The 21,885-nt window shown below is 66.5% G+C and carries 16 protein-coding genes and 1 pseudogene; 8 read left to right on the top strand and 9 right to left on the bottom strand.

Annotation, left to right across the window (positions count from 1 at the left end; translation table 11 throughout):
* Positions 1-42: 42 nt before the first annotated feature.
* Together XCSCFBP4642_RS0108320 and XCSCFBP4642_RS0108315 are read right to left on the bottom strand one after the other, a co-directional pair.
* Complete coding sequence (locus tag XCSCFBP4642_RS0108320; protein ID WP_029219381.1) at positions 43-879, bottom strand: transporter; 837 nt, start codon at positions 877-879, stop codon at positions 43-45.
* A gap of 794 nt (positions 880-1,673) precedes the next feature.
* Positions 1,674-3,626, bottom strand: a complete 1,953-nt coding sequence (locus XCSCFBP4642_RS0108315) for an OPT family oligopeptide transporter (RefSeq protein ID WP_029219380.1) — start codon at positions 3,624-3,626, stop codon at positions 1,674-1,676.
* Between the two features lie 500 nt (positions 3,627-4,126).
* Here XCSCFBP4642_RS0108315 and XCSCFBP4642_RS24355 point away from each other — a divergent pair, with 500 nt between their 5' ends.
* Complete coding sequence (locus tag XCSCFBP4642_RS24355) at positions 4,127-4,360, top strand: hypothetical protein (RefSeq protein WP_033898160.1); 234 nt, start codon at positions 4,127-4,129, stop codon at positions 4,358-4,360.
* A gap of 18 nt (positions 4,361-4,378) precedes the next feature.
* Here the strand turns inward: XCSCFBP4642_RS24355 and XCSCFBP4642_RS0108305 are convergent, their stop codons facing one another.
* The gene (locus XCSCFBP4642_RS0108305) at positions 4,379-5,197 is read right to left on the bottom strand and encodes an HDOD domain-containing protein (protein WP_029219379.1); all 819 of its coding nucleotides are present in this window, start codon (positions 5,195-5,197) and stop codon (positions 4,379-4,381) included.
* A gap of 716 nt (positions 5,198-5,913) precedes the next feature.
* The gene (locus XCSCFBP4642_RS0108300; protein WP_029219378.1) at positions 5,914-9,162 is read right to left on the bottom strand and encodes an error-prone DNA polymerase; all 3,249 of its coding nucleotides are present in this window, start codon (positions 9,160-9,162) and stop codon (positions 5,914-5,916) included.
* Between XCSCFBP4642_RS0108300 and XCSCFBP4642_RS29145 the strand changes: the two genes are divergently transcribed.
* Positions 9,161-9,304 carry a hypothetical protein gene (locus XCSCFBP4642_RS29145; protein ID WP_160170359.1) on the top strand — a complete coding sequence of 48 codons (144 nt, stop codon included), beginning with the start codon at positions 9,161-9,163 and terminating at the stop codon, positions 9,302-9,304. The two genes, XCSCFBP4642_RS0108300 and XCSCFBP4642_RS29145, sit on opposite strands and share 2 nt — an antisense overlap.
* A 21-nt stretch (positions 9,305-9,325) precedes the next feature.
* On the opposite strand, the gene XCSCFBP4642_RS0108290 is transcribed toward XCSCFBP4642_RS29145, so the two are convergent.
* The 3 genes from XCSCFBP4642_RS0108290 to lexA are packed head-to-tail and all read right to left on the bottom strand — an operon-like array spanning position 9,326 to position 12,011.
* Positions 9,326-10,744, bottom strand: coding sequence for a Y-family DNA polymerase (locus tag XCSCFBP4642_RS0108290; RefSeq protein ID WP_029219377.1), 1,419 nt, complete (start codon positions 10,742-10,744; stop codon positions 9,326-9,328).
* 9 nt (positions 10,745-10,753) lie between these two features.
* Entirely contained in the window at positions 10,754-11,404 is a 651-nt protein-coding gene (imuA, locus tag XCSCFBP4642_RS0108285) for a translesion DNA synthesis-associated protein ImuA (protein ID WP_029219376.1), read from the bottom strand.
* A 1-nt stretch (position 11,405) separates the two neighbouring features.
* Positions 11,406-12,011: a transcriptional repressor LexA gene (gene lexA, locus XCSCFBP4642_RS0108280; RefSeq protein ID WP_029219375.1), complete on the bottom strand. Its 606-nt coding sequence runs from the start codon at positions 12,009-12,011 to the stop codon at positions 11,406-11,408.
* 145 nt (positions 12,012-12,156) lie between these two features.
* Here lexA and XCSCFBP4642_RS0108275 point away from each other — a divergent pair, with 145 nt between their 5' ends.
* Positions 12,157-12,378: an AbrB/MazE/SpoVT family DNA-binding domain-containing protein gene (locus XCSCFBP4642_RS0108275; protein ID WP_029219374.1), complete on the top strand. Its 222-nt coding sequence runs from the start codon at positions 12,157-12,159 to the stop codon at positions 12,376-12,378.
* Positions 12,379-12,387: 9 nt separating this feature from the next.
* Positions 12,388-12,813, top strand: coding sequence for a type II toxin-antitoxin system death-on-curing family toxin (locus XCSCFBP4642_RS0108270; protein ID WP_029219373.1), 426 nt, complete (start codon positions 12,388-12,390; stop codon positions 12,811-12,813).
* 322 nt (positions 12,814-13,135) lie between these two features.
* Here XCSCFBP4642_RS0108270 and XCSCFBP4642_RS0108265 read toward each other — a convergent pair whose 3' ends face one another.
* On the bottom strand, positions 13,136-13,729 hold the full coding sequence (locus tag XCSCFBP4642_RS0108265) for a GIY-YIG nuclease family protein (protein ID WP_029219372.1): 594 nt from the start codon (positions 13,727-13,729) through the stop codon (positions 13,136-13,138).
* Entirely contained in the window at positions 13,726-15,057 is a 1,332-nt protein-coding gene (locus XCSCFBP4642_RS0108260; protein ID WP_029219371.1) for a DUF763 domain-containing protein, read from the bottom strand. Before XCSCFBP4642_RS0108260 ends, XCSCFBP4642_RS0108265 begins: the two co-directional genes overlap by 4 nt.
* 281 nt (positions 15,058-15,338) lie before the next feature.
* Here XCSCFBP4642_RS0108260 and XCSCFBP4642_RS0108255 point away from each other — a divergent pair, with 281 nt between their 5' ends.
* From XCSCFBP4642_RS0108255 to XCSCFBP4642_RS0108240, 4 genes and pseudogenes are all read left to right on the top strand, one after another.
* Complete coding sequence (locus tag XCSCFBP4642_RS0108255) at positions 15,339-15,914, top strand: (2Fe-2S)-binding protein (RefSeq protein ID WP_029219370.1); 576 nt, start codon at positions 15,339-15,341, stop codon at positions 15,912-15,914.
* The gene (locus XCSCFBP4642_RS0108250; protein WP_167331408.1) at positions 15,887-16,975 is read left to right on the top strand and encodes an FAD binding domain-containing protein; all 1,089 of its coding nucleotides are present in this window, start codon (positions 15,887-15,889) and stop codon (positions 16,973-16,975) included. The genes XCSCFBP4642_RS0108255 and XCSCFBP4642_RS0108250 overlap by 28 nt, the downstream gene beginning before the upstream one ends.
* A pseudogene (locus XCSCFBP4642_RS24350) lies at positions 16,972-19,291 on the top strand (xanthine dehydrogenase family protein molybdopterin-binding subunit). The gene XCSCFBP4642_RS0108250 and the pseudogene XCSCFBP4642_RS24350 overlap by 4 nt, the downstream one beginning before the upstream one ends.
* Before the next feature lie 227 nt (positions 19,292-19,518).
* Complete coding sequence (locus XCSCFBP4642_RS0108240) at positions 19,519-21,804, top strand: glycoside hydrolase family 3 N-terminal domain-containing protein (protein ID WP_029219368.1); 2,286 nt, start codon at positions 19,519-19,521, stop codon at positions 21,802-21,804.
* Positions 21,805-21,885: the final 81 nt, after the last annotated feature.

Genomic DNA, 21,885 nt, shown 5'->3' with positions numbered 1-21,885 from the left:
GACCGCAGCGGCGTTTTGTGTGCGCAGCGCGCGCTGCGCGCGTCAGAAGCGGTGCGATATGCCCACATACACCTGCGCGTCCGGGGTGCGGTCGTTGAGGCCGAAGTTGGCGCCCACATCCAGCTGCAGCAGCGGATTGAGCAGATACGCAGCGGCGATGTCGGCCGAATACTGCTCGATGGTCTGCGCCGGGTCGCGGTTGATCGAGGACCACAGCTCCACCGCCATCGACAACTTCGGTGTCAGCGGGCGCGCCAGATTGATCACATTAACGATGGCAACATGCTTGCCACTGCCATCGCTGTCGGCCAACCAATCCACCTCGGGCCCGAAGGTCAGCGAGAAGCTGTTGGGCAGCGCGAAATTGATCGGCAATGCGATGCCGCCTTCCCATTCGTCGTTGCCCAGGCCGGTCCGCGCGGTCGGTGCCTTGACGAACGGCAGCAACGCCACGCTGGCGGTATCGCTTTCGTAGAAACGCGCCTTCATGCGCAGAAAGAGATCGCCGCCGCCGCTCAGGCTGCTGCGCACACCGGTGGCACGGTCGGTGGTCCTGACCTGCAACTGCGGTGCCCAGTTGAGCTGCAGATCGATACGGTCGCTGACGCCGTATTTGAGCGTGGGGTTGGTGAAGTACGACGTTTCCGTGCGCGTGCCGGGTTGGCTGTCGCGGGTATAGCTGCCGATATCGGTTTCCAGCTGCCAGGCGCCGGCAGGCACGGTGCAGGTGGCATTGGCCTTGGTCGGCCGATCTGTGCAAAGCGCCGTTTCGGTGGCGTCTTGCGCTTGCGCCTGAACTGCGAGGCTGCTCAGCGCTGCAGTAACGATGACGGCGAGCAGTGTCTTGCGGGAAGACGAGCGCGAGGTGATGGTGGGCATTGCGATGATTCCAGGGCAAAGCGCCGCACGGATCGCATGAGCGTGCAGCGTTGAAGAGTGGGATGTGTAAGGTGGTACGACGCGCGGTATGGCGGCGCTGCGCTTGATCGGCGGTGCCGCAACTGCGGTTTTTTCAGGGCGGCGTCAGTGCGGTCGCTGTGCGATGCATACGCCTACTGCATACAAGTGCGCAGGCTTGCACTGCCAGACATTTGCCTAGCCTTGCCGCGTCATGCACAGCGCATAAGCGCACCACGGTCTATAGCGTTGGGCGGGATCAGAATCAGTCCAGGCATGCGGCACTCATGGCGCACCGTTCGTGCGGGAGACGGCACGATAAAGAGCAACGGCATAAAGTCGCTATGCACGGCAGCTGCGCGGGGTGTAAAGCCGGCGCAAAGTGTTGGATGTCGATGATTGGCGGCCGAGCAGGCACCCATGCCTTGCATGCGGCGATGCTGCACAAGTGCGCATGCGGCGTGCCGGCAACACTTGGGGGGGGATTCGCCGATCAGTGCAGCGCCTTGCAATCAGACGCGGTCAAACGTTGGGGATACGCGTTGGTCGGTTCTTGGCGCCCGACGCGATCTGATCCTGACGAATAGTATTTAGCGCGCTACCCGGCGTCGCGATCGACGCAGGAACGACTTTCGCACCGGAAAATCAACCGAGATACCGCAGCCCGCGGCCGGTCGGCAATGAGTCATTCGCTCTCGACATGGATACGCACGCAATGCGCTGCAGTCTGATGTTTGGTGGCGCATGCAGACCGCATGTGCCATCCAACATCACACTCAGGCGGCCTGTTCGCCACGCTTGCCGACGCGATACAGCAGCCAGCCGACCAGGGCCAGAATCGCCAGACCGAACCATTGATTGAGCTGATAACCTCCAGGCAACGCCAACACATCCTTGTTATTGGTAATCACGATTGGCAGTGCAATGCCGATACCCATCAAGGCCTCACCCGTGATCAGGCCTGCCGCAAACAACACGCCCGGACGGTGAACGCGATCACGGCCTTCGTCGTCGTCAGCACGAATCTTGTGATAGCGCTCCACCAGATGAGCGATCAGACCGCCCAAGAAGATCGGAACCATCAATTCTAGTGGCAGGTAGATACCGATCGCAGCAGCAAGCACTGGTACGCGAAAGCGCTTCCCCGTCTTTTTCAGGTACTCGTCTACTGCGATGATGACTGCACCAACGCCAGCGCCGATGGCGATGACAGCCCATGGCAGCTGCCCCCCAAAGAGTCCCTTCGCCACCGATGCCATCAGCATCGCCTGCGGCGCGGGAAGCGTCTTGGATCCAATTCCATAGGCTTGGGCGAGCAAATTCAGCACAGGCGCCATGATCAGCGCGCAGGAAAATGCACCGATTGCCAGCATCAACTGCTGCTTCCAAGGCGTGGCACCAACCAAATAACCGGTTTTGAGATCCTGCAGGTTGTCGCCGCCCACCGCTGCCGCGCAGCACACCACCGCGCCGATCATGATTGCCGCCACCGCACCCAACGGCGCCGCGCCGATGCCGACCGGCACCAGACCATCCTTGCCGAGCAACAGCACCAGCACCGCCGAGGCGAACAGGATGGTGGAAATGGTGATCCCCGAGACCGGGTTGTTGGACGAGCCGATCAAGCCGGCCAGATAGCCGGACACCGATACGAACAGGAAACCGGCCACGATCATGATGACGGTCATCGGGATCGAGACCTGCCACTGCTGCACGATGGCCTGGTACAGGCCCAGCAGCGGCAGCGTGCACAACACCAGCGCCACCAGCATCCATTTCATCGGCAGGTCGCGCTCGGTCTCGGCCACCATGCCGCCGCCACTTTTGCGCGCGGCGGCAAAGCCGCTCTTGATGCCGGACAGCAGCGATTTACGCAGCGAGAACAAGGTCCACACGCCACCGATCAGCATCGCGCCCACGCCCAGGTAGCGGATCTTTGCGCCCCAGATGCCGAACGCCGCATCGGCGGCCGGCACACCGGCCAGGCTCTGCGCCAGGGCCGGATCGCTGCCCATGAAGAACTGCTGGTACAGCGGGATGGCGATGTGCCAGGACAGGATGGAGCCGGACAGCACCACGATGCCCACGTTCAGGCCAACGATGTAACCCACGCCCAGCAGCGCCGGCGACAGGTTGGTGCCGATATAGCCCACCAGGCGGCTGCTGCCCAGGTAGGTGGCCTGCGCCCAGGTATCGGGAATCACGCGCAGGCCGCTGGCCGCACCCAGTTTGACCAGCGCGCCGATGGCGCCGGACACCGCCAGGATCTTCAGGCCCGGGCCGGGATTCTCGCCGGCCTTGAGCACCTCGGCCGCCGCCTTGCCTTCGGGGAATGGCAGCGGGTCTTCGACGATCATCGAGCGCCGCAGCGGCACCGAGAACAGCACGCCCAGCAGCCCGCCCATGCCGGCGATACCCAACACCCACCAGTACTTGAAGTCCGGCCAGTAGCCCATGATCACCAGCGCCGGAATGGTGAAGATCACCCCGGCGGCGATCGACGAGCCGGCCGAGGCGCCGGTCTGGACGATGTTGTTCTCCAGGATGGTGCCGCCGCCGAGCAGGCGCAGCACGCCCATCGACACCACGGCCGCCGGAATGGCGGTGGCGATGGTCAGGCCTGCGAACAGCCCGAGATAGGCATTGGCAGCCGAGAGCACCACGGCCAGTACGATGGCCAGCACAACGGCGCGGAAGGTGAGCTGGCGCGGTTGCGCGTCGTGGCTCATTGGGCATTCCCCTGTAGGCGAAAAATCCGCACCACGCTAGCGCCTGCGCCTGCACGAGTCCAGCTGCGGCGCGGCGTGACAGTGTGCAAGGTATGGCGTGTGGCGCAAACAACATCGGCGGCGACGCCTTGCGTGGCGCGATGGAGACGCCAACTGGCGGCAGCCCGTGTGGATCGGTGCGCCCGTGGCGCCACCGATTCGCACACGGCGCCGGCCAGGGCGTGGCGCTCGCTATCGTCCTGCACAGCAGCGCATCGACAAGCGCCTGTGCGCCACCGCTCCGGCCGATGCGGCGTGTGCTGACCGCCAAACCCGTTTCATCGGCCTTGCGTCGCTACCGCGGCCGCGTGCCGAAAGGTCCGACCCATGATCCGTCCACTGACAGCGTTGTTCTGGCCGGCCTGCCGCCGCCATGCATCCGGCAAGCAGCCTGCTCAGGCCGCGGCACGATGCCCGGCACCTGAAACGGCACCCTCGCCGCGGCGGCGCCCAGCACCGGAGTGCTGGTCAATTGCAGCTACGCGCTAGGCGGTGGCACGGTGGTGGATCTGGCCTACGTCGATCGCCAGACGCCGGGTACGCAACGCAATCTGATCGTCACCCTGCAGAGTCCATCCCGTTGGCGGTTCGATCAAGCGCCATCCCCTGGGCAGGATCAGTTCTATGCATGTTCCCGGAGCGAGGACATCCGAAGCGCGGCGGACCGCGCGTTCGAGCCGCTGCGTCTGGAGTGACGCAGCGGCAAGCACTGTTCAGTGCAGCAACTCGGCAAAGGCGCGATCGGCTTCGATCACATCCGGCAGCGCCGCGAACAAGGCGTTCAGGTCCACGCCATCCATCAACGGCCCACGCACCGCTTCCAGCGCCGCCGGGGTGGCGCCGCCGTGGGCGTGCAGCGCGTCGGAGACCTGCACCGCCTGGGCGACCAGTAGCGGCATCCGCGCACCGTCGGGCGCAGCCGCGGGGCGCACCTGGTAGGCAATGGCGTCCTGGATCACGGCCGGCAGTTGCCAGCGGCGCGCCAGTTCGGCACCCACCTCCGGATAGCCGAAGCCAAGTTGCAGGGTCTCTTCGGCGGCATGGCCGGCCGAGGAGCTGTCGTGGTTGATGCGGCTGGCGTAATCCGGAGCGCCGGACTGGATCAGCAGCTCGCCGATGTTGTGCATCATGCCGCAGGTGAAGGCGGTCTCCGGATCGAGCCCGTGCTGACGCGCCAGCAGGCGGCAGATGCCGGCCACTTCGAAACTGTGGCGCCAGAATGCCTTGAGGTCGAAGCCCGGGCCGGCACGGAAGGCGCCGGTCATCGCCGAGGCCAGCACCAGCGTGCGCAGCGTATTGAAGCCCAGGCGCATGGCGGCGTCTTCCACGCTGGTGGAATCGCGCAGGCCATGGAAACGCGCCGAATTGGCCAGCCGCAGCACCTTGGCGGCGATCACCGGATCGCGCTCGATGGTGTGCGCCAGCGTATCGATATTGGTGTCCGGATCGTCGAACTGACGGATCAGGTCCTGCGCCACCTTGGGCACGGTGGGCAAGGTGTGTAACTGGTCGAACAACGCCTCCAACTTCATGATCGCCTCGTGGATGAAGGAACAGGCCGCGCGGGCGCGCGGGAGTGCATGGTGTAGCACAGACCGGTTGGTTCCCGGTGACTGGGACGTGGCCGGATTCACCTGCGCGTGAGGCGCAGGGGCGCGATCGAGGCATCGTCCGGCAGATGTGCCGAGATGTCGCCCATTGGCGAGCTCGGCCGTCTATGGAAAGCCAGAAGTCATCGACGCCGACGCTCGATGATGGCGCGCCGGGTCGCTGGCGGCAATGCCGCACCGAACCGCGTTGGCGCGAAACGCTTGCACTGTCGGGTGTACGAATGTGGGTAGCCTGGCCCAGGACCGGAGCGCACCGGTGCATGACCAGTTGGATCGATGCTGGCGCGGTCTGCGATCGGCGGCAATGCGCAACAACCGCACCAGTGCGGAACGGCCGCACGGGCTGACCGATTGCCGGCCTGTGCGTGATCGCCGCTGCCTGGTACCTGGGCGCTGCGTGCAGACTCGCTGGCACAAGCCGGTTGTTGGAGAAGGCACGAGCGAAACCTGCGGAGCCGGCGCACTGGCCGCGCCTGACTGCTGGTGGTTGGGATTGAAGCGGCCAACAACGGGTTGCAGGCGGCCGTCGGTGGATGCGCATAGCGGGCAGTCACCTTGGTCGTCAGGTGTTGTATGCCGACTCGGGGCACGGGCGGCGTCAGCCCTCGCCGCCCACGCAGCGATAGGGTTGGCTGTGGTTAGTGGAAATCGCGCGAGGGCAGCTGCATCTGGCCGAGCAGGTCGCTGAGGTCGTGCAGATCGCCGGCGATCAGGTGCTCCACGCCGTCCACGCGTTCCCAACGGCCGCGCACGGCGAGCAGGCGCGATTCCAGCAACGCGCGGCGGCGGCGCAGCGCCAGATGCGCCCAGACGATGACGTTGATCATGCCGTGTTCGTCTTCCAGGGTGACGAAGATGGTGCCCTTGGCAGTGGCCGGCCGCTGGCGCTGGGTGACCAACCCGGCCACGTGCACGCCGCTGCCGTGGCGCCGCCCCCGCAGCTCGCGCAGGCCCAGGATGCGCCGCTGCAGCATCTGCGGGCGCAGCAGCGCCATCGGGTGCTGGCGCAGGCTCAGGCCGACCGAGCGGTAGTCGGCCAGGATCTCTTCGCCCGCGCGCGGCGCCTCGAACTCCACCGGGCGCTCTTTCGGGCTGCCCGGCAACAGCGGGCGGCGTGCTTCCACCCCGGCCATGGCCCAGCGCGCGGCGTTGCGATTGCCCACCAGGCCTTGCAAGGCGCCGGCTTCGGCCAGGGCCAGGCGCGCTTTTTCGTCCAGTGCCGCGCGCAGGCAGAGATCGCCGATATCGGCGAACGCCCGTTGCGTGCGTGCAGCGACGATGCGCTGTGCCACCACTTCTGATAATCCAGCGACTTGCCGCATGCCAAGGCGGATCGCCGGTTGTTCGCCAGGATCTGCATCGCTGCGCCACGGCCGTCCGCCGACCAGGATGTTGTCCCAGTCGCTGTGCAGCACATCCACCGGCAACACCTCCACCGGCTGGCGCTCCGGGCTGCCGCGGCGCGCGTCCTGCACGATCTGGCTGGCCGAATAAAACCCCATCGGCTGCGCATTGAGCAGGCCGCAGGCAAACGCCGCCGGCTCGTGACGCTTGAGCCAGCAGCTGGCATACACCAGCTTGGCGAACGAGGCGGCATGGCTTTGCGGAAACCCGTAGGAGCCGAAGCCCTTGATCTGTTCGAAGATCTGGTCGATGAAGGCGGAGGCGTAGCCTCTGCCCTCCATGAGGGCACGTATGCGCACGCGATGCGATTCCATATCGCCGCCGCGCCGCCAGGCTGCCATCGAACGCCGCAGATTGTCGGCCTCATCAGGCTCGTAGCCTGCGTGGATCACCAGTTCCATCACCTGCTCCTGGAACAGCGGAATTCCCAGGGTCGGTCGGAGAATCTTTTCTACGCCTTCGGAGGGGTAGCTGATCAGGCTGCTGTCTTTGCGACGTTGCAGATACGGGTGCACCATGTCGCCCTGGATGGGTCCTGGTCGCACGATCGCCACTTCGATCACCAGGTCGTAGAACCTTGCAGGCTTGAGCCTCGGCAGCATCGCCATCTGCGCACGCGATTCGATCTGGAACACGCCGACGGTGTCGGCGCGCTGGATCATCTTGTAGGTAAGCGCATCCTCATCGGGCAGCGTGACCAGCGTGTAATCGCGACCACGGTGGCCGCTTACCAGATCCAGCGTCTTGCGGATGCAGGTGAGCATGCCCAGGGCCAGGCAATCGACCTTGAGCAGCTGCATGGTTTCCAGATCGTCCTTGTCCCACTGGATGATGGTGCGGTTAGCCATGGCCGCGTTTTCCACCGGCACCAGCAACGACAATGGCTCGTCGGAGATCACGAACCCGCCGACATGCTGCGACAGATGGCGCGGGTGATCGCGCAGATGCTCGGTCACTGCAAGGATCTTGTTGATCAGCGGGTTGGCCAGATCGAAGCCGGCTTCTTCGATGCGCTGCTCCATCGGCGTGTCGCCATTGCCCCAGCCATAGCAATTGGCCAGCAACGCGATCTGGTCCGGCGGCAGGCCGAAGGCCTTGGCCACGTCGCGCACCGCGCTCTTGCCGCGATAGCAGATCACCGTGGCGGCAAGGGCTGCACGTTCGCGTCCGTATTTGTTGTAGACGTATTGCAGCACTTCCTCACGGCGTTCGTGCTCGAAATCCACATCGATGTCCGGTGGCTCGTTACGCGCCTTGGACAGGAAGCGCGAGATCAGCAATCGTGTCTTGATCGGATCCACCGAGGTGATGCCGAGCGCATAGCAGACTGCCGAATTTGCCGAAGACCCACGTCCCTGACACAGAATTGCTTTGGACCGGGCGAATCGCACCACATCCTGTACGGTGAGAAAAAATGCCTCGTACTTCTTGTAGGCGATCAGTTCCAGTTCGTGTTCGATGTCATCGCGTATTTTGCTCGGCACCCCATCCGGCCAGCGCTCGCGGATGCCGGCTTCGGTGAGCTGACGCAGATAACTGGCAGGCGTATGCCCTTCGGGCACCAGCTCCCTGGGATAGGTGTACTCGAGCTTGGAAATATCGAAGGTGCAGCGCTGCGCCAATGCCACCGTGGCCTGCAGCAAGGCCGGCGGGTAGATATTGCCCAGCGCGCGCCGGGTGCGCAGATGCCGCTCGCCATTGCGGAACAGGTGCGCGCCGCATTCGGCCAGCGGCAGGCCGTGGCGGATGGCGGTCAGGGTGTCCTGCACGATGCGCTCGCGGCGCTGCGCCATATGCACATCGCCGCTGGCCAGTGCGGTCATGCCCAGGCGCTGGGCCAGCAATTGCAGCGCCTGCAGGCGCGCGACGTCGTCCTGTTCGCGGTGCAGCTCCACCGCCACGAATGCGCGCTCGCCGAACACCTGCTGCAACCACGCGCCCTGCTCTGCCTGCGGTTGCACACCGGGCAACCACAACGCGAACACCCCCGGCACCCCGGCGCGGAACTGCGCCTCCACCTCGGCGCGCCCCAACCGATAGGCGCCCTTGCCTGCCGCGCGCCGTGCGGTGGTGATCAGCGCGCACAGCTGCGGATAGCCTTGCGCATGTTCCACCAGCAGCACGAAGCGGGTGCCATCGACCAGGGTGAATTCGCTGCCGACGATCAGCCGCACCCCGGTGGCACGCGAGGCCTCCAGGCCGCGCACGATGCCGGCCAGCGAGCATTCGTCGGTGATCGCCAGCGCGCTGTAGCCGCAGTGCTGTGCGCGGGAAAACAGCTGCTCGGCACTGGATGCGCCATGCAGGAACGAGAAGTCCGACAGACAATGCAGCTCGGCATAGGCGGGCAACCCATCGGCGACTTCCCCATGGGTGACATCGTCATTGGCCGCGCGCAGGCGTGCAGCCACAGTCCAGGCACGCGGCATGCGCCCGCCGGGCGTATCACGGTCCACTCCATCGACGGCGTCGTCCCAGCTCATGGACACAGTTCTTGCGCAGCGCACGACCCTGCACGGACGTTGCAGTGCGCGGCAGATCGTGCGCCTGCAGATCCTGTTGCCGATTGCGCGAAAAGCGGGCCGCGTGCGCCACCGCCGCAGCGATGCGCCGGCCAGGACGTAAGGCGAACGGGCCTGGGTCCGGTCACGCAAACCACCCATGCAGCATCCAGCCATCCACACGGCCCGGCGCGGCGAACACCCAGGCGCGCCGACCGCGCGCGGTTTCCACCACGTAGTAGTCGCGTCGTGCCTCGTCGTCGTCCCACCAACCGCTTTCCAGGCGCTCCGGGCCGGACACGATGCGCAACTGCGTTTCGTGCAGCGGCACCGGTTGCGGCAGCAGCCAGGTGGGCCGCGGCGGGCGCGCCGGCGCGGCGGCTTCGTGTACTGCATCGCCGATGGCGCGGCGCCAGGCCCGCTCCGGGCGCGGGTCGTCGGCCGGCATCACCCGATAGACGGCCTCGTCGCCCAGCCGCGCACGCAGCCGCTCGCGCAGCTGCGGCCAGTCCACCGATTGTTGCGCACGCTGATCGAACAGGTCGCGCATGGCCGGCACGAACGGCGGCAGCTGGCGCGCCAGCAGGCGCATCGCCACCACCGGGCGCGGAATCTCCACCCGCTCCAATCGGTTGCGGGCCAGCTCGAACAACAGCGTGGGCGCACGCTCGGGCGTGAGCAGGCCGATCGCCACATCGGTGGCGCCTTCCTCGTGCTCCAGCCGCAGCAGGAAACGCTGCACGCCGCCGTCGCGGATCGACAGGTAGGTGCACAGGTCGCCGATCAACCGCCGCAGCGGAAACAGCAGGGCCGGGTGCGTTTCCACCTCGTAGCCCAGCTCCACGCGCTGGTCGAAGTGGTCCGGCGGCGCATAGCACTCCAATGGGTCATCGGCATCGCCGTAGAGACGATCCAGGTGATCCAGCAGGCCGGCACCGAAGCGCCGACGCAGGCCGTCGCGCGGCAGCGCACGCACTGCGGCGAGCGTGCGTACGCCCATGTGCTGCAGGCGCTCGCCGGCATCGCCCGGTAACGCGGCGCGGCGCACCGGCACGGCGTCCAATGTGCGGTGCAAGGCCTGCAGTTCGGTCACCACCATGCCATCGCGCAGGCCGGCCAGCACGCGCGCCGCGCGCGGCGTGGGCGCCAGCGCAAGCCGGTGCTGGAAGCCCAACGCCTGCAGTTCATCGCGCAAGCGGCGCTCGAAGCGTGGCCAGGGGCCGAACAGGCGAAAGCTGGCCGCAGCTTCCAGCACGATGGCACGCGACCACTGCTGGCTCACCAGCGAACTATGCCGATACGCCCAGGCCGCCAGAAACCGCTGCGTGCGCGCTTCGTTCTGCGCGTCGTAATCGATGGTGCGCACCTGCGTCATCAGCGCATGCGCCGCCGACAGCCGCATCCCCGCTTTCAAGCCGGCCGCTGCGGCCGCGGCATTGACCGAATGCAGGTTGCGCAGCTGCGCCGGCCCCTGCACCAGCACCAACGGCGCCTGCGGTTCTTCCAGACGCCGAAGGACAGCGTCCAGCGCCAGCTGCGGCAGCAATAGACAGGCCCACAACATGCGCGCGCCTCAATGCGCCAGCCGCAGCGGCTGCGACGGCACCTGCCCGCCGCGGCACTTGCGCACCTGCCAGGCATCGCGCTCGGGCAGGAATTCCAGCCGCAGGGCCGCCGGCGATGCATTCACCGCATGGCGCCGGTCGCGCAACGCGAACGCACAGCAGTTGCCGCTGTCGGCCGCCACCTGCAGGCGCCGCAGGGCGCGGGTATCGCCGGTCTGCGGCCAACCCAGCACCGCCGCACAGGCACCACTGCGCAGGCATTGCTCGAACGCCCACAGTGCTTCGCGTGGCTCGGCCTGCACCACCTCCAGCTGCTGCAGCACCACTCCGCCCGCCTGCCAGGCCGGCGCATACGGAATGAATGGCGGCGCCACCAGCACCACCCGGCTGCCGGCGCCGGTCATGCGCGCCAGCGTGGGCAGCAGCAAGGCGATCTCGCCTACGCCATGGGCGGGCAATAGAAGTTCGGTCAGCGCGCGCCTCGGCCAGCCGCCATCGGGCAGCACCGCATCCAGCCCGGCATGCCCGGTGGCTTCGCCACCGCCGACGGTCGCCGTGCCATGGCCGGCCCGCCACACCGTACGCGCCGCCAGCAATGCGTCCAGCGGCATGGCCACCGCCGCATTGCCGTGTTGTCGCAGTTGCACCGGCTCGCTCATCTCAGCCCTGCCGGATCAGGCCGCAGTAGAGCCCTTCGATCGCGAAGTCGGCATCGGCCGCCACCACGATCGGCGCATGCGCGCGGTTGCGCGGCAGCAGGCGGATACGCTCGGCACCACGCTCCAGCCGCTTGATGGTGATTTCGCCATCCACCCGCGCCACCACGATCTGCCCATTGCGCGCCTCGTTGCTGCGGTGCACGCCGACCAGGTCGCCGTCCAGGATGCCGTCGTCGATCATCGAATCACCCTGCACCTGCAGCAGGTAATCCGGCTGCAGCGAAAACAGCGCGCGGTCCAGCCATAGTTGCCGGTCCAGGCCGATATCCGCGCCGATCGGCACGCCGGCCGCCACCCGCCCCAGCACCGGCAACGCCAGCAAGACATCGCGCCCGCCACCGCCGGGCATGCGGATGCCGCGCTTCTGATTGGGCCGCAGTTCGATCAAGCCGGCCTCGGCCAGTGCCTGCACATGCTTTTGCGCCGCGGTGCGCGAGGCGAACCCGAACGCCTGCGCGATCTCGGCCAGGCTGGGCGAGACGCCAGCGCGGGCCTGCTCCTGCAGGAAGGCCAGCACCGCGGTGCGTTGGGGAGACAAAGTGGACATGGATGGAGACCGACGTGACAAGGTGTACATTTGTACACCGATCGGTCGCAGCAGGCGAGATTGGCTTGCTGAGCCGCTTCATCGCGGTGGCTTGCAGGCTGGCACCTATCAAGTTATAACTTATGTACAAACAAGGGAATCCGTCATGAAGCTCAAGATCACCGCCATCGGCAATTCCGCCGGGGTCATCTTGCCCAAGGAACTGCTGGCCCGCCTACGCCTGGGCAAGGGCGACGAGGTGTATGCACTGGAAACCCCCGACGGCATCAAGTTGACCGCCTTCGACCCCACGCTGGCCGCGCAGATGGATGTGGCCGAGCAGGTGATGCGCGAGCGCCGCACGCTGCTGCACAAGCTGGCGCAGTAACCCGCAGCCATGATTATCTGGATCGAACGGCCATTGGTGCTGGCCATCCATGACCGCCAGCTCGCAGAACATGGTGGCGGCAGCGGCGTGCGCGACGATGCCCTGCTCGACTCGGCGCTGACCAGACCCAGACAATTGCTGTCCTACGGCGACCCGCCACCGGATCTGGCGGCACTTGCGGCCAGCCTGACCTATGGCCTGGCACGCAATCACCCGTTTGTCGACGGCAACAAACGCACCGCCGCCGTCGCCTGCGAAACCTTCATCGTGCTCAACGGCGCAAGCTTGGTGGCAGACGACCTGGAACTCTACCGGTTCTACATCGGGCTGGCCGACGGCTCGCTGGACGAGGCCGCCTGCGCAGCGTGGTTGCGGCCCCGCCTGCAAGTACGGCACTCGCAGCGCATCAACGAATCAATGTCCAACTACGGCTGAGGCGAACTGACGATACAAGCCGTGTCAGGCGGTTGCGTAAAAGGCGTGTCTGGCGAAGCACGCAACATGATCGATCGCTGCGCTAGGTCTTGCTGCCCTGGGCGGCACGCCTGCGTGTCGCCCCCGGCTCCTTCGCGGCTGCATTGCCTGCTACTGGTACCACTCCAACCCATGGTTTCGATGCGCATCTTCAAGGTAGATTGGAAGCTGACATCGTCGCAGCCTGCCCTTCCCCGCCGCAACGGCTCGCCCTGCGCATCGAGGCCTGCCTGGAAACTGCTGCGCTGCTCGCTTGCACTGCGTCACCGGCTCGCCAACCCACTCACTGCGCACCGCAATACCAGGCCCAGATCTGCTCGGGCAGATGCGCCTGCAGCGGCAGATCCAGGGCGCGATACCCGTCCAGCACGTCGCGCAGCGCGCGTTGCGCCGATGTCGGCCCGACCAGGCCATCCAGTTCGTCCGGACTCAGCTGCACGGCCGACCAGTCGTACAACCAATCGATACGCTGTGCCATCGACGCGTGTAACCAGTCGCGCAGTACGAACACGCGGTAGCCGTGGGCCTGCAAATCACTCACCGCCAGTTCCAGTGCTTCACTTACGCCACGGAACCACTCGGTCTGCCCACCAGCGGCAACCCGGATCGCCATCGGTGCCGGTGCGTTATGCGCAAGCAAGGGGCGACGCAGTTGCAGCTCCAGATCGCGCGCATCGCGCTCGCGTTCCGTTTCCACCAGCAGCCCACGGTCGAGATCGAAAAACTCGAACCAGCGCGGATGCAGGCTGCCGATGCGCGCCAATGGATCGCGCGAAAAGCCGATCTTGCAATGGTCTTCCCATTGGCACGGAAACACGTAGGTAAAGCAGCGGCCATCGGTCGCCACCGTCGCGCCACGATCCCTGCGCACGGTCATCGCCGCGCTGCGCGCGCATGCGCTGACGGCGCCGGTGCAACCGGAGCCGGCGCCGCTTCCCAACCGAACACGCTGCGCCCACCATGACGGTGCGCATCGCGCCGTTCCTGCGCGATGTACTCATCGACCGAGGGACCATGCGCGGTGGCTTCGAGCCGGCGCGCCTGCGCGTCCAGCCGCGCAATTGCCTGCAGGCGTTCGTCATTGCCCAGCCGGGCCTGTTGCATCGCCTGCTTGAGCACGCCGATGGTGTGGTCGAGCACGCGCGTGGGCACCGGGAACGGCTGCCGATCCTTGCCGCCATGGGCCAGCGAAAAACGCGCCGGGTCGCTGAACCGGCAGGGCGTCCCGTGCATCACCTCGGCCACCATTGCCAGCGAGCGCAACGTGCGTGCGCCCACACCGGGCACCTGCAACAAGGCGGTGAAATCGCGGGGGCCAACCTCTGCTGCGGCGGCCAGGCTTGCATGCAGGCGCCGCGCAATCACCGTCTCGCTGCGCACCTCATGATGGTCGGGCATGCACAGATGCGGTTGTTGCGCCGGATCCCAGGCGTGGCCGGCAAACAGATCGCCGGTAACCGGGACCGGAGCGACAGCCGGCGATGCAGGCGCTGCCGCATCGGCGATGCGCTGCCACTGGCGTGCCAGCTGGTCCGGTGCGGTAGTGCGCAGCAGCTCCACTTGCGCATCGCGCGAGGCGGCAGCGCGATGGTCGGCCAGATTGACGATATCACCCTGGTGCCTTCCGTCGATGGCCGCATGCGGCGCATCGACAAAGCTGCTCAAACCTTCCGACAGCCAGTGGTAGCGGCGCGCCTGCCTGCGCTGCGTCTGCATGCCCTGCTGCACCACCACCCAACGGCCGTCGTCGCTGACGATGAAGCCGTGCAGATACAAATCAAATCCATCCTGCACCGCAGCGCTGTCCACCTTGGCCACCAAGCGGCTGGCCTGCGCCAGCGCTGCGCCATCGATGCCCACCGCATCGCCCACCGCCATCAATTCGACAGGCGTGGCACGCGAATGTCGGCCGCGTCCGCCGCAGACATGGATCCCGAGTTCCCCGGCCAACGGCGTCAGGCCACGCTTGAGCGCACCGATCACGCTGGTGGTGATGCCCGAGGAATGCCAGTCCATGCCCATCACCGCGCCGAACGACTGGAACCAGTACGGATGCGCAAGCCGCCGCAACAATTCGTCGCGCCCGTAGCTGTGCACGATCGCCTCGCACATCACCGTCCCCAGCCGCGTCATGCGCTCGCCCAACCAGTGCGGGACGCGTCCGCCATGCAACGGAAGATCCGCACTGCCGCCACGCTGGCTCATTGCTGACACCTTGTTCTCATCTTGCAAGGATACCGGCGCGGTGTCGCACCAGCCGGGACGCCGGCACATTGCTCAGCCGCGTGGCTGACGAATTCAGCTCGCGCTATACCTGTTGCGTGACCACGCGATGCCTGCACGCGCAAGCGTGCCACCGTCACAACGCCGCACGATGCCTGCATCACAGCATGTCAGGCATCGCTCCAGAGCCCGCGTGGTCACCCTGTCTTGACCGTAGCGCGGTCAAGGTGGTGGCCCTCCTCAGCCATCGCCACGGGGTTCGCATGAATGCCACGCCCGCCACCGCCCATGACACGGCATCGGCACCCGCCACGTCCGCACCGACCTACCCGGTCAACCTGCGCATCAACGGCCAGCCCTATCACTTGCAGCTCGAAGCCTGGGTGAGCCTGCTCGACCTGTTGCGCGACCGGCTCGATCTCACAGGCACCAAGAAAGGCTGCGATCACGGCCAATGCGGTGCCTGCACGGTGCTGGTGAACGGGCGTCGCATCAATAGCTGCCTGACGCTGGCCGTGATGCAGGACGGCGCCGACATCACGACCGTCGAAGGCCTGGCCGACGGCGAGCAACTGCATCCGTTGCAACGTGCCTTCATCGAACGCGATGCATTCCAGTGCGGTTACTGCACACCGGGCCAGTTGTGCTCCGCCGCCGGCCTGCTCAACGAAGGCAAGGCGCATACCCGCGACCAGGTGCGCGAGTTGATGAGCGGCAACCTGTGCCGCTGCGGCGCCTACCCGCAGATCACCGACGCGGTGATGGATGTACTCGATGCATCCGGCCAGGCAAGCGACAGCACCGGCAAGACCTGGGAACCAGGGACGGTACCGGCATGATCCCGCTCAGCTATGCGCGCGCAGACAGCATCGACGCAGCGCTCACCGCCATCGCCCCGCGCGCCGACGAGGCGCACTCCGTGCCGTCGGAAGCGCCGGTCCGGCTGATTGCCGGCGGCACCAATCTCACCGACCTAATGAAGCTGCAGCTGATGCGCCCCAGCAGCCTGGTCGACATCACTCGCCTGCCGCTGGACAGCATCACCGTACAGCCCGATGGCGGCATGCGCCTGGGTGCACTCGCGCGCAACGCGGAGACCGCCTACCACCCGGAAGTGGAAACACGTTACCCGTTGTTGAGTGCGGCGATCCTGGCCGGCGCCTCGGCGCAGATCCGCAACATGGCCAGCAATGGCGGCAACCTGCTGCAGCGCACGCGCTGCATGTATTTCTACGACAGCGCCACGCCCTGCAACAAGCGCGCACCCGGCAGCGGTTGCTCGGCCATCGGCGGGCTTACCACCTACAACGCCATCCTGGGCACCAGCGCGCACTGCATCGCCACGCATCCATCGGACATGTGCGTGGCACTGGCTGCACTGGATGCAGTGGTGCATGTGCAAGGCCGCACGGGCGAACGCGCTATCGCATTCGCCGATTTCCACCGCCTGCCCGGCGACCACCCGGAGCTGGACAGCACGCTGGCGCCGGATGAGTTGATCGTGCATATCGACCTGCCCGCGGCGCAGCGTTTCGTCGCGCACAGCGCCTACCTGAAAATCCGCGAGCGCCTGTCGTATGCGTTTGCGCTGGTATCGGTTGCTGCAGCGCTGGATCTGGCCGAGGACGGCAGCATTGGCGATGTGCGCGTTGCGCTGGGTGGCGTGGCGCACAAGCCCTGGCGCAAGCCCGAGGCCGAAGCACAGCTGGTAGGCCTGCCCGCCAACGCAGACAGTTTCGCGCGCCTGGCCGACGCGTTGCTGGAAGGCGCGCAGCCGCAGGGCGCCAACGCCTTCAAGCTGCCGCTGGCACGCCGCGCCATCGTGCGCGCGCTCCAGGTCGCGCGCGAGGGCAGCATCGACAGCCGCGGGCGCTCCCATGCGCTGGAGGAATCGCCATGAACGCACGCAGCTCCGATCTATCCAATACCGAGTTGACGCCACCGGTCGCCGATCGAGGCACCGGCTTTCGCCCCACCGGCACTGGTGTGCCGCGCATCGATGGACGTGCAAAAGTCACCGGCCAGGCACGCTATGCCGCCGAATGGCCGGTGCCGGACCTGGCCTATGGCGTGGTGGTCAGCAGCCGTATTGCGAAGGGCACCATCGTCGGCTTCGACCTGGCGGCCGCACGCGCGGTCCCCGGCGTGCTGGAGATCGTCACCCATGAGAATCGCCCGCATATGCGCGGCATGGATCTGTTCTACAAGGACATGACCGCACCGCCTGGCTCGCCGTTCCGGCCGCTGTACGACAACGTCATTCTCTACAGCGGCCAGCCCGTCGCGCTGGTGGTGGCCGACACGTTCGAGGCGGCGCGGCATGCCGCGCATCTGGTGCAGGTGGAGTACGCGCAGGAACCGCACCAGACCGATTTGATGACACAGCTGGACCGGGCGCACAAACCCAAGGGCATGCGCGCCGGCTTCACGCCGCCGCCCAAGGACAAGGGCACGCCGGAGACCGCCTTCGCCGATGCCGCCTGCCAGGTGCAGGCCGACTATTACAGCGGTGTGGAGCACCACAACCCGATGGAGCTGTTCGCCTCCACCGTGACCCGCGAAGACGACGGCCACTTCACCATCTACGACAAGACCCAGGGCTCGCAGAACAGCCGCTGGTATGTCTCGCATGTGTTCGGCCTGAGCAAGCGCAAGGTGACCGTGCGCAATCCGTACGTGGGCGGCGCGTTCGGCTCAGGGCTACGCCCGCAATACCAGCTGGCGCTGGCGGTGATGGCGTCCATCCTGCTGGATCGCTCGGTGCGCGTCGTGCTCACCCGCCAGCAGATGTTCACCTTCGGCCACCGCCCGGAAACCGTGCAGCGGCTCAAGCTCGGCGCCGACCGCGACGGCACGCTGCGTGCGATCTGGCACGAGGCCATCGCCGAAACCTCGCGCATCGAAGACTACGTCGAAGTAGTGGTCAACTGGAGCGGGCAACTGTATGCCTGCGACAACGTGCACCTGGGCTATAACCTGGTCAGCCTGGACCAATACAGCCCGATGGACATGCGTGCCCCCGGTGCCACCCATGGCATGCATGCACTGGAAGTGGCGATGGACGAACTGTCCTATGAAGTGGGCATCGATCCGCTGGCGCTGCGGCTGAAGAACTACGCCGAGGTCAATCCGGCCGACGACAAACCGTTTTCCAGCAAGGCGCTGCGCGAGTGCTATCAGCAAGGCGCCGAACGCTTCGGCTGGTCGCAGCGCCCCCTGCAGCCACGCGCGCGCAAGGAGGGCCGTGAGTGGGTCGGCTGGGGCATGGCCACCGGGCAATGGGATGCGATGCAGATGTTCGCGCGTGCGCATGCCGTGCTGCATGCCGACGGGCGCCTGGTGGTGAGCAGCGCCGCCAGCGATATCGGCACCGGCACCTATACGGTGATGACGATGATCGCCTACGGTGATGACGATGATCGCCGCCGAAGCGCTGGGCCTGCCGCTGGAACAGGTCACCTTCCAGCTGGGCGACTCCACCTTGCCGGTTGCTCCCATCGAGGGCGGCTCATCGCACGTGAGCACGATAGGTTCTGCCGTGGATGGCGTGTGCGGCAAATTGCGTACGCAGCTGCTACGGCTGGCGCAGGCATTGCCCGATTCGCGCTTTGCGCGAGCCAAGCTGGACGATGTGGTGTTTGCCGATGGCAACATCGCCTTGCGCGCGGACTCCAGCAGTGCCATCGCCCTGCCGGACCTGTTGCGGGCCGCCGGACGGGAGCAGATCGACGACAAGTTCCTGCTGCTGCCCAATGTGCTCAAGCAACGCAAATACACCCGCGCCACGCACGGGGCCGTGTTCGTGGAGGTGCGAGTGGACGAAGAACTGGGCACGGTGCGGGTGACGCGTGTGGTCAGCGCGATCGCTGCGGGGCGCATCCTCAACCCGACCACTGCGCGCAGCCAGATCATCGGCGGCGTGGTCTGGGGCATTGGCCAGGCCCTGCACGAGCACACCCAGGCCGATCACCGCTTCGGCCGCTTCATGAACCACGATCTTGCCCAGTATCACGTGTCCGCCAATGCCGACATCCACGACATCGAGGTGATCTTCGCCGACGAAGACGACCGCGTGGTCAGCAGCCTGGGCGCAAAAGGTGTGGGCGAGATCGGCCAGGTGGGCGTCTCTGCGGCCATCTGCAACGCCATCTTCCACGCCACCGGCAAGCGCATCCGCAGCACGCCGATGACGCCGGAGAAGATCATGGCCGACTGAGCGGCTCGCCGCGGAGATTTCTCCCGCCTCCCAGACCACAACCGGCCCGACACCGCACACTGTCGGGCCGGTAAGCATTGTCCCTGCTGCATTCGCAGTCACCAACGCGTTGCAAAAACCGGCGCGTATCCGAAGCGACCTCATTGAATGCGAACTCCGCGGGCACGCATGCGGCGGCGGTGCTTTAGCGTAAGTGCATCTCCTCTTTCGACCCCGCAAAAGCGCCCATGACCCCGCATCCAACGCGTCGACAGTTGCTCCGCGGTGTGGCCACGCTGGCCGTGCTCAGCCGGGTCCCGAGCGGTTGGGCGCTGCCGCCGCCTCCCTTGCGCGGACCGGCCTTCATCGAAGACCTGATTGCTCGCATGACGCTGGAGGAAAAGGCCGGTCAGCTCAGCCTGTTTGCCTCGGCAGAGCAGACCGACAAGGCCATTGTTGCCAACCCGGTCCGCAACGACACTGCAAATCGCACCCAGTTGGCGGCAGCGCGCGCCGGGCGGCTGACCGGGGTCTTCAATGGCTCCAACGTGCTCTGGCACCGGCAATTGCAGCAGGCGGCGATGCAGAGCCGGCTTAAAATCCCGCTGTTTTTTGCCGCCGACGTGATTCACGGCTACGCCACGGTGTTTCCGGTGCCGCTGGGCGAGGCAGCCAGCTTCGAGCCGGAGCTGGCGCAACGCACCGCACGCGCCGCAGCGATGGAGGCCAGTGCGGTCGGGATCGACTGGACGTTCGCGCCGATGGTGGACATCGCCCGCGATGCCCGCTGGGGCCGCGGGGTGGAAGGCGCCGGCGAAGACGTGCTGCTGGCGCAGCGGTTTGCGCAGGCACGCGTACATGGTTTCCAGGGGAGGGCTGGGCTGGCGCATGCCGATGCGCTCGCGGCCTGTCCCAAGCATTTTGCCGCCTATGGCGCAGCCGAGGGCGGCCTGGACTACAACAGCGTGGACATCTCCGAGCGTACGTTGCGCGAGGTATATCTGCCGCCGTTCCAGGCCGCTTTCGACGCCGGCGCGGTCACCACCATGGCCGCGTTCAATGCGCTGTCGGGTGTGCCGGCAACGGCCAACGTCCGGTTGCTGGACACGGTGCTGCGGCAGGAGCTGCAGTACCGCGGTCTGGTGGTGTCCGACTACACCGCCGATCAGGAACTGGTGGCGCACGGCGTGGCCACAGACGACCGCGACGCGGCACGGCTGGCGTTTCTGGCTGGCGTGGACATCAGCATGCAGAGCGGCCTGTACCTGCAATACCTGCCGGCGCTGGTGGCTGCGGGTATGGTGCCGATGCAGCGGTTGGACGCCTCGGTGCGCCGGGTGCTGGGCTTCAAAGCGGCATTGGGGTTGTTCGACGACCCGTTCCGGCGCATCCAGCCTGCACGGGCACAGCCGCGGCAGCGCCGCGCAGACACCCTGGCGTTGGCCCGCGAGGCGGCCTGCAAATCGGTGGTGTTGCTGAAAAACGAGCGTGAACTGCTGCCACTGCAACGCAGCGGCCAACGCATCGCGTTGATCGGGCCACTGGCGCGCGACTGGGCCAATCATGACGGGCCGTGGAGCATGTTCCGTCAGGAAGACCGTAATAACACCGTGGCCGCGGCCGTGGCTCGTGCCATGACCGACCCACAGCTGCTGCAGGTGGTGGACGGGTGCGGCTTCGACCAGCCGCTGCCCGGCGGCGTGCAGGCTGCGGTGGAGGCCGCGCGCACCGCCGACGTGGTACTGCTGACAGTCGGCGAGCCGATGACCTATTCCGGCGAGGCGCAATCGCGGACCGAGATAGTCCTGCCGGACATGCAACAGCAGTTGCTGGCAGCAGTGGTGGCCACCGGCACCCCGGTCGTGCTGCTGCTCAGCACCGGCCGGGCGCTGGCGCTACAAGGCCCGGCACTGCAAAGCGCAGCGATCCTGGTCACCTGGTTCCTGGGCTCGCAGGCCGGCAACGCGATGGCGGACATCCTGTTCGGTGCACAGGCGCCCAGCGGCCGCCTGCCGGTGAGTTTTCCGCATGCGGCAGGCCAGGTGCCCTACACCTACGCGCATCCGCCCAGCGGCCGCCCCAGTCCGAATCCGGCCGTGTGGAGCGAGTACACCACGCAATACCGCAACGTGCCCAATACGGCGCTGTTCCCGTTCGGTCATGGCCTGACCTATGGCCGCATCGACTACAGCAACCTGCGCCTGAGCGCACCGCACCTGACCGCCACAGGCAGCCTGCAGCTCAACGCGCGCATCGGCAACCGTGGCAGTCGCGATGCAGACGAAGTGGTGCAACTGTATGTGCGCAGCCGCACCGCCAGCGTCACCCGCCCGGTGCGCGAACTCAAGGATTTTCGCAAGGTCACGGTGCCTGCCGGCGGTAGCGTCGAGGTGCAGTTCGAACTGCGCCGCGAAAACCTGCTGTTCGTCGGTCAGGCACTGACGCCGACCGTGGAGCCAGGCCTGTTCGACGTGTGGATCGCGCCGTCGGCCGAGGCCGATGGCGTGAGCGGCAGATTCGAACTGCGGGGCTGATCGCGCCGATGTCACACAATCGTTGCGTGCGTTGCGCGTTGGGCTTGATTGCAGAGCCGGGGCATTGCGGTGGCGGCGGCG

This window comes from Xanthomonas cassavae CFBP 4642, from assembly GCF_000454545.1.
Lineage (GTDB): Bacteria > Pseudomonadota > Gammaproteobacteria > Xanthomonadales > Xanthomonadaceae > Xanthomonas > Xanthomonas cassavae.
The sequence above is the reverse complement of the archived record's forward strand: the minus strand, read 5'-3'. Positions and strand labels throughout refer to the sequence as shown.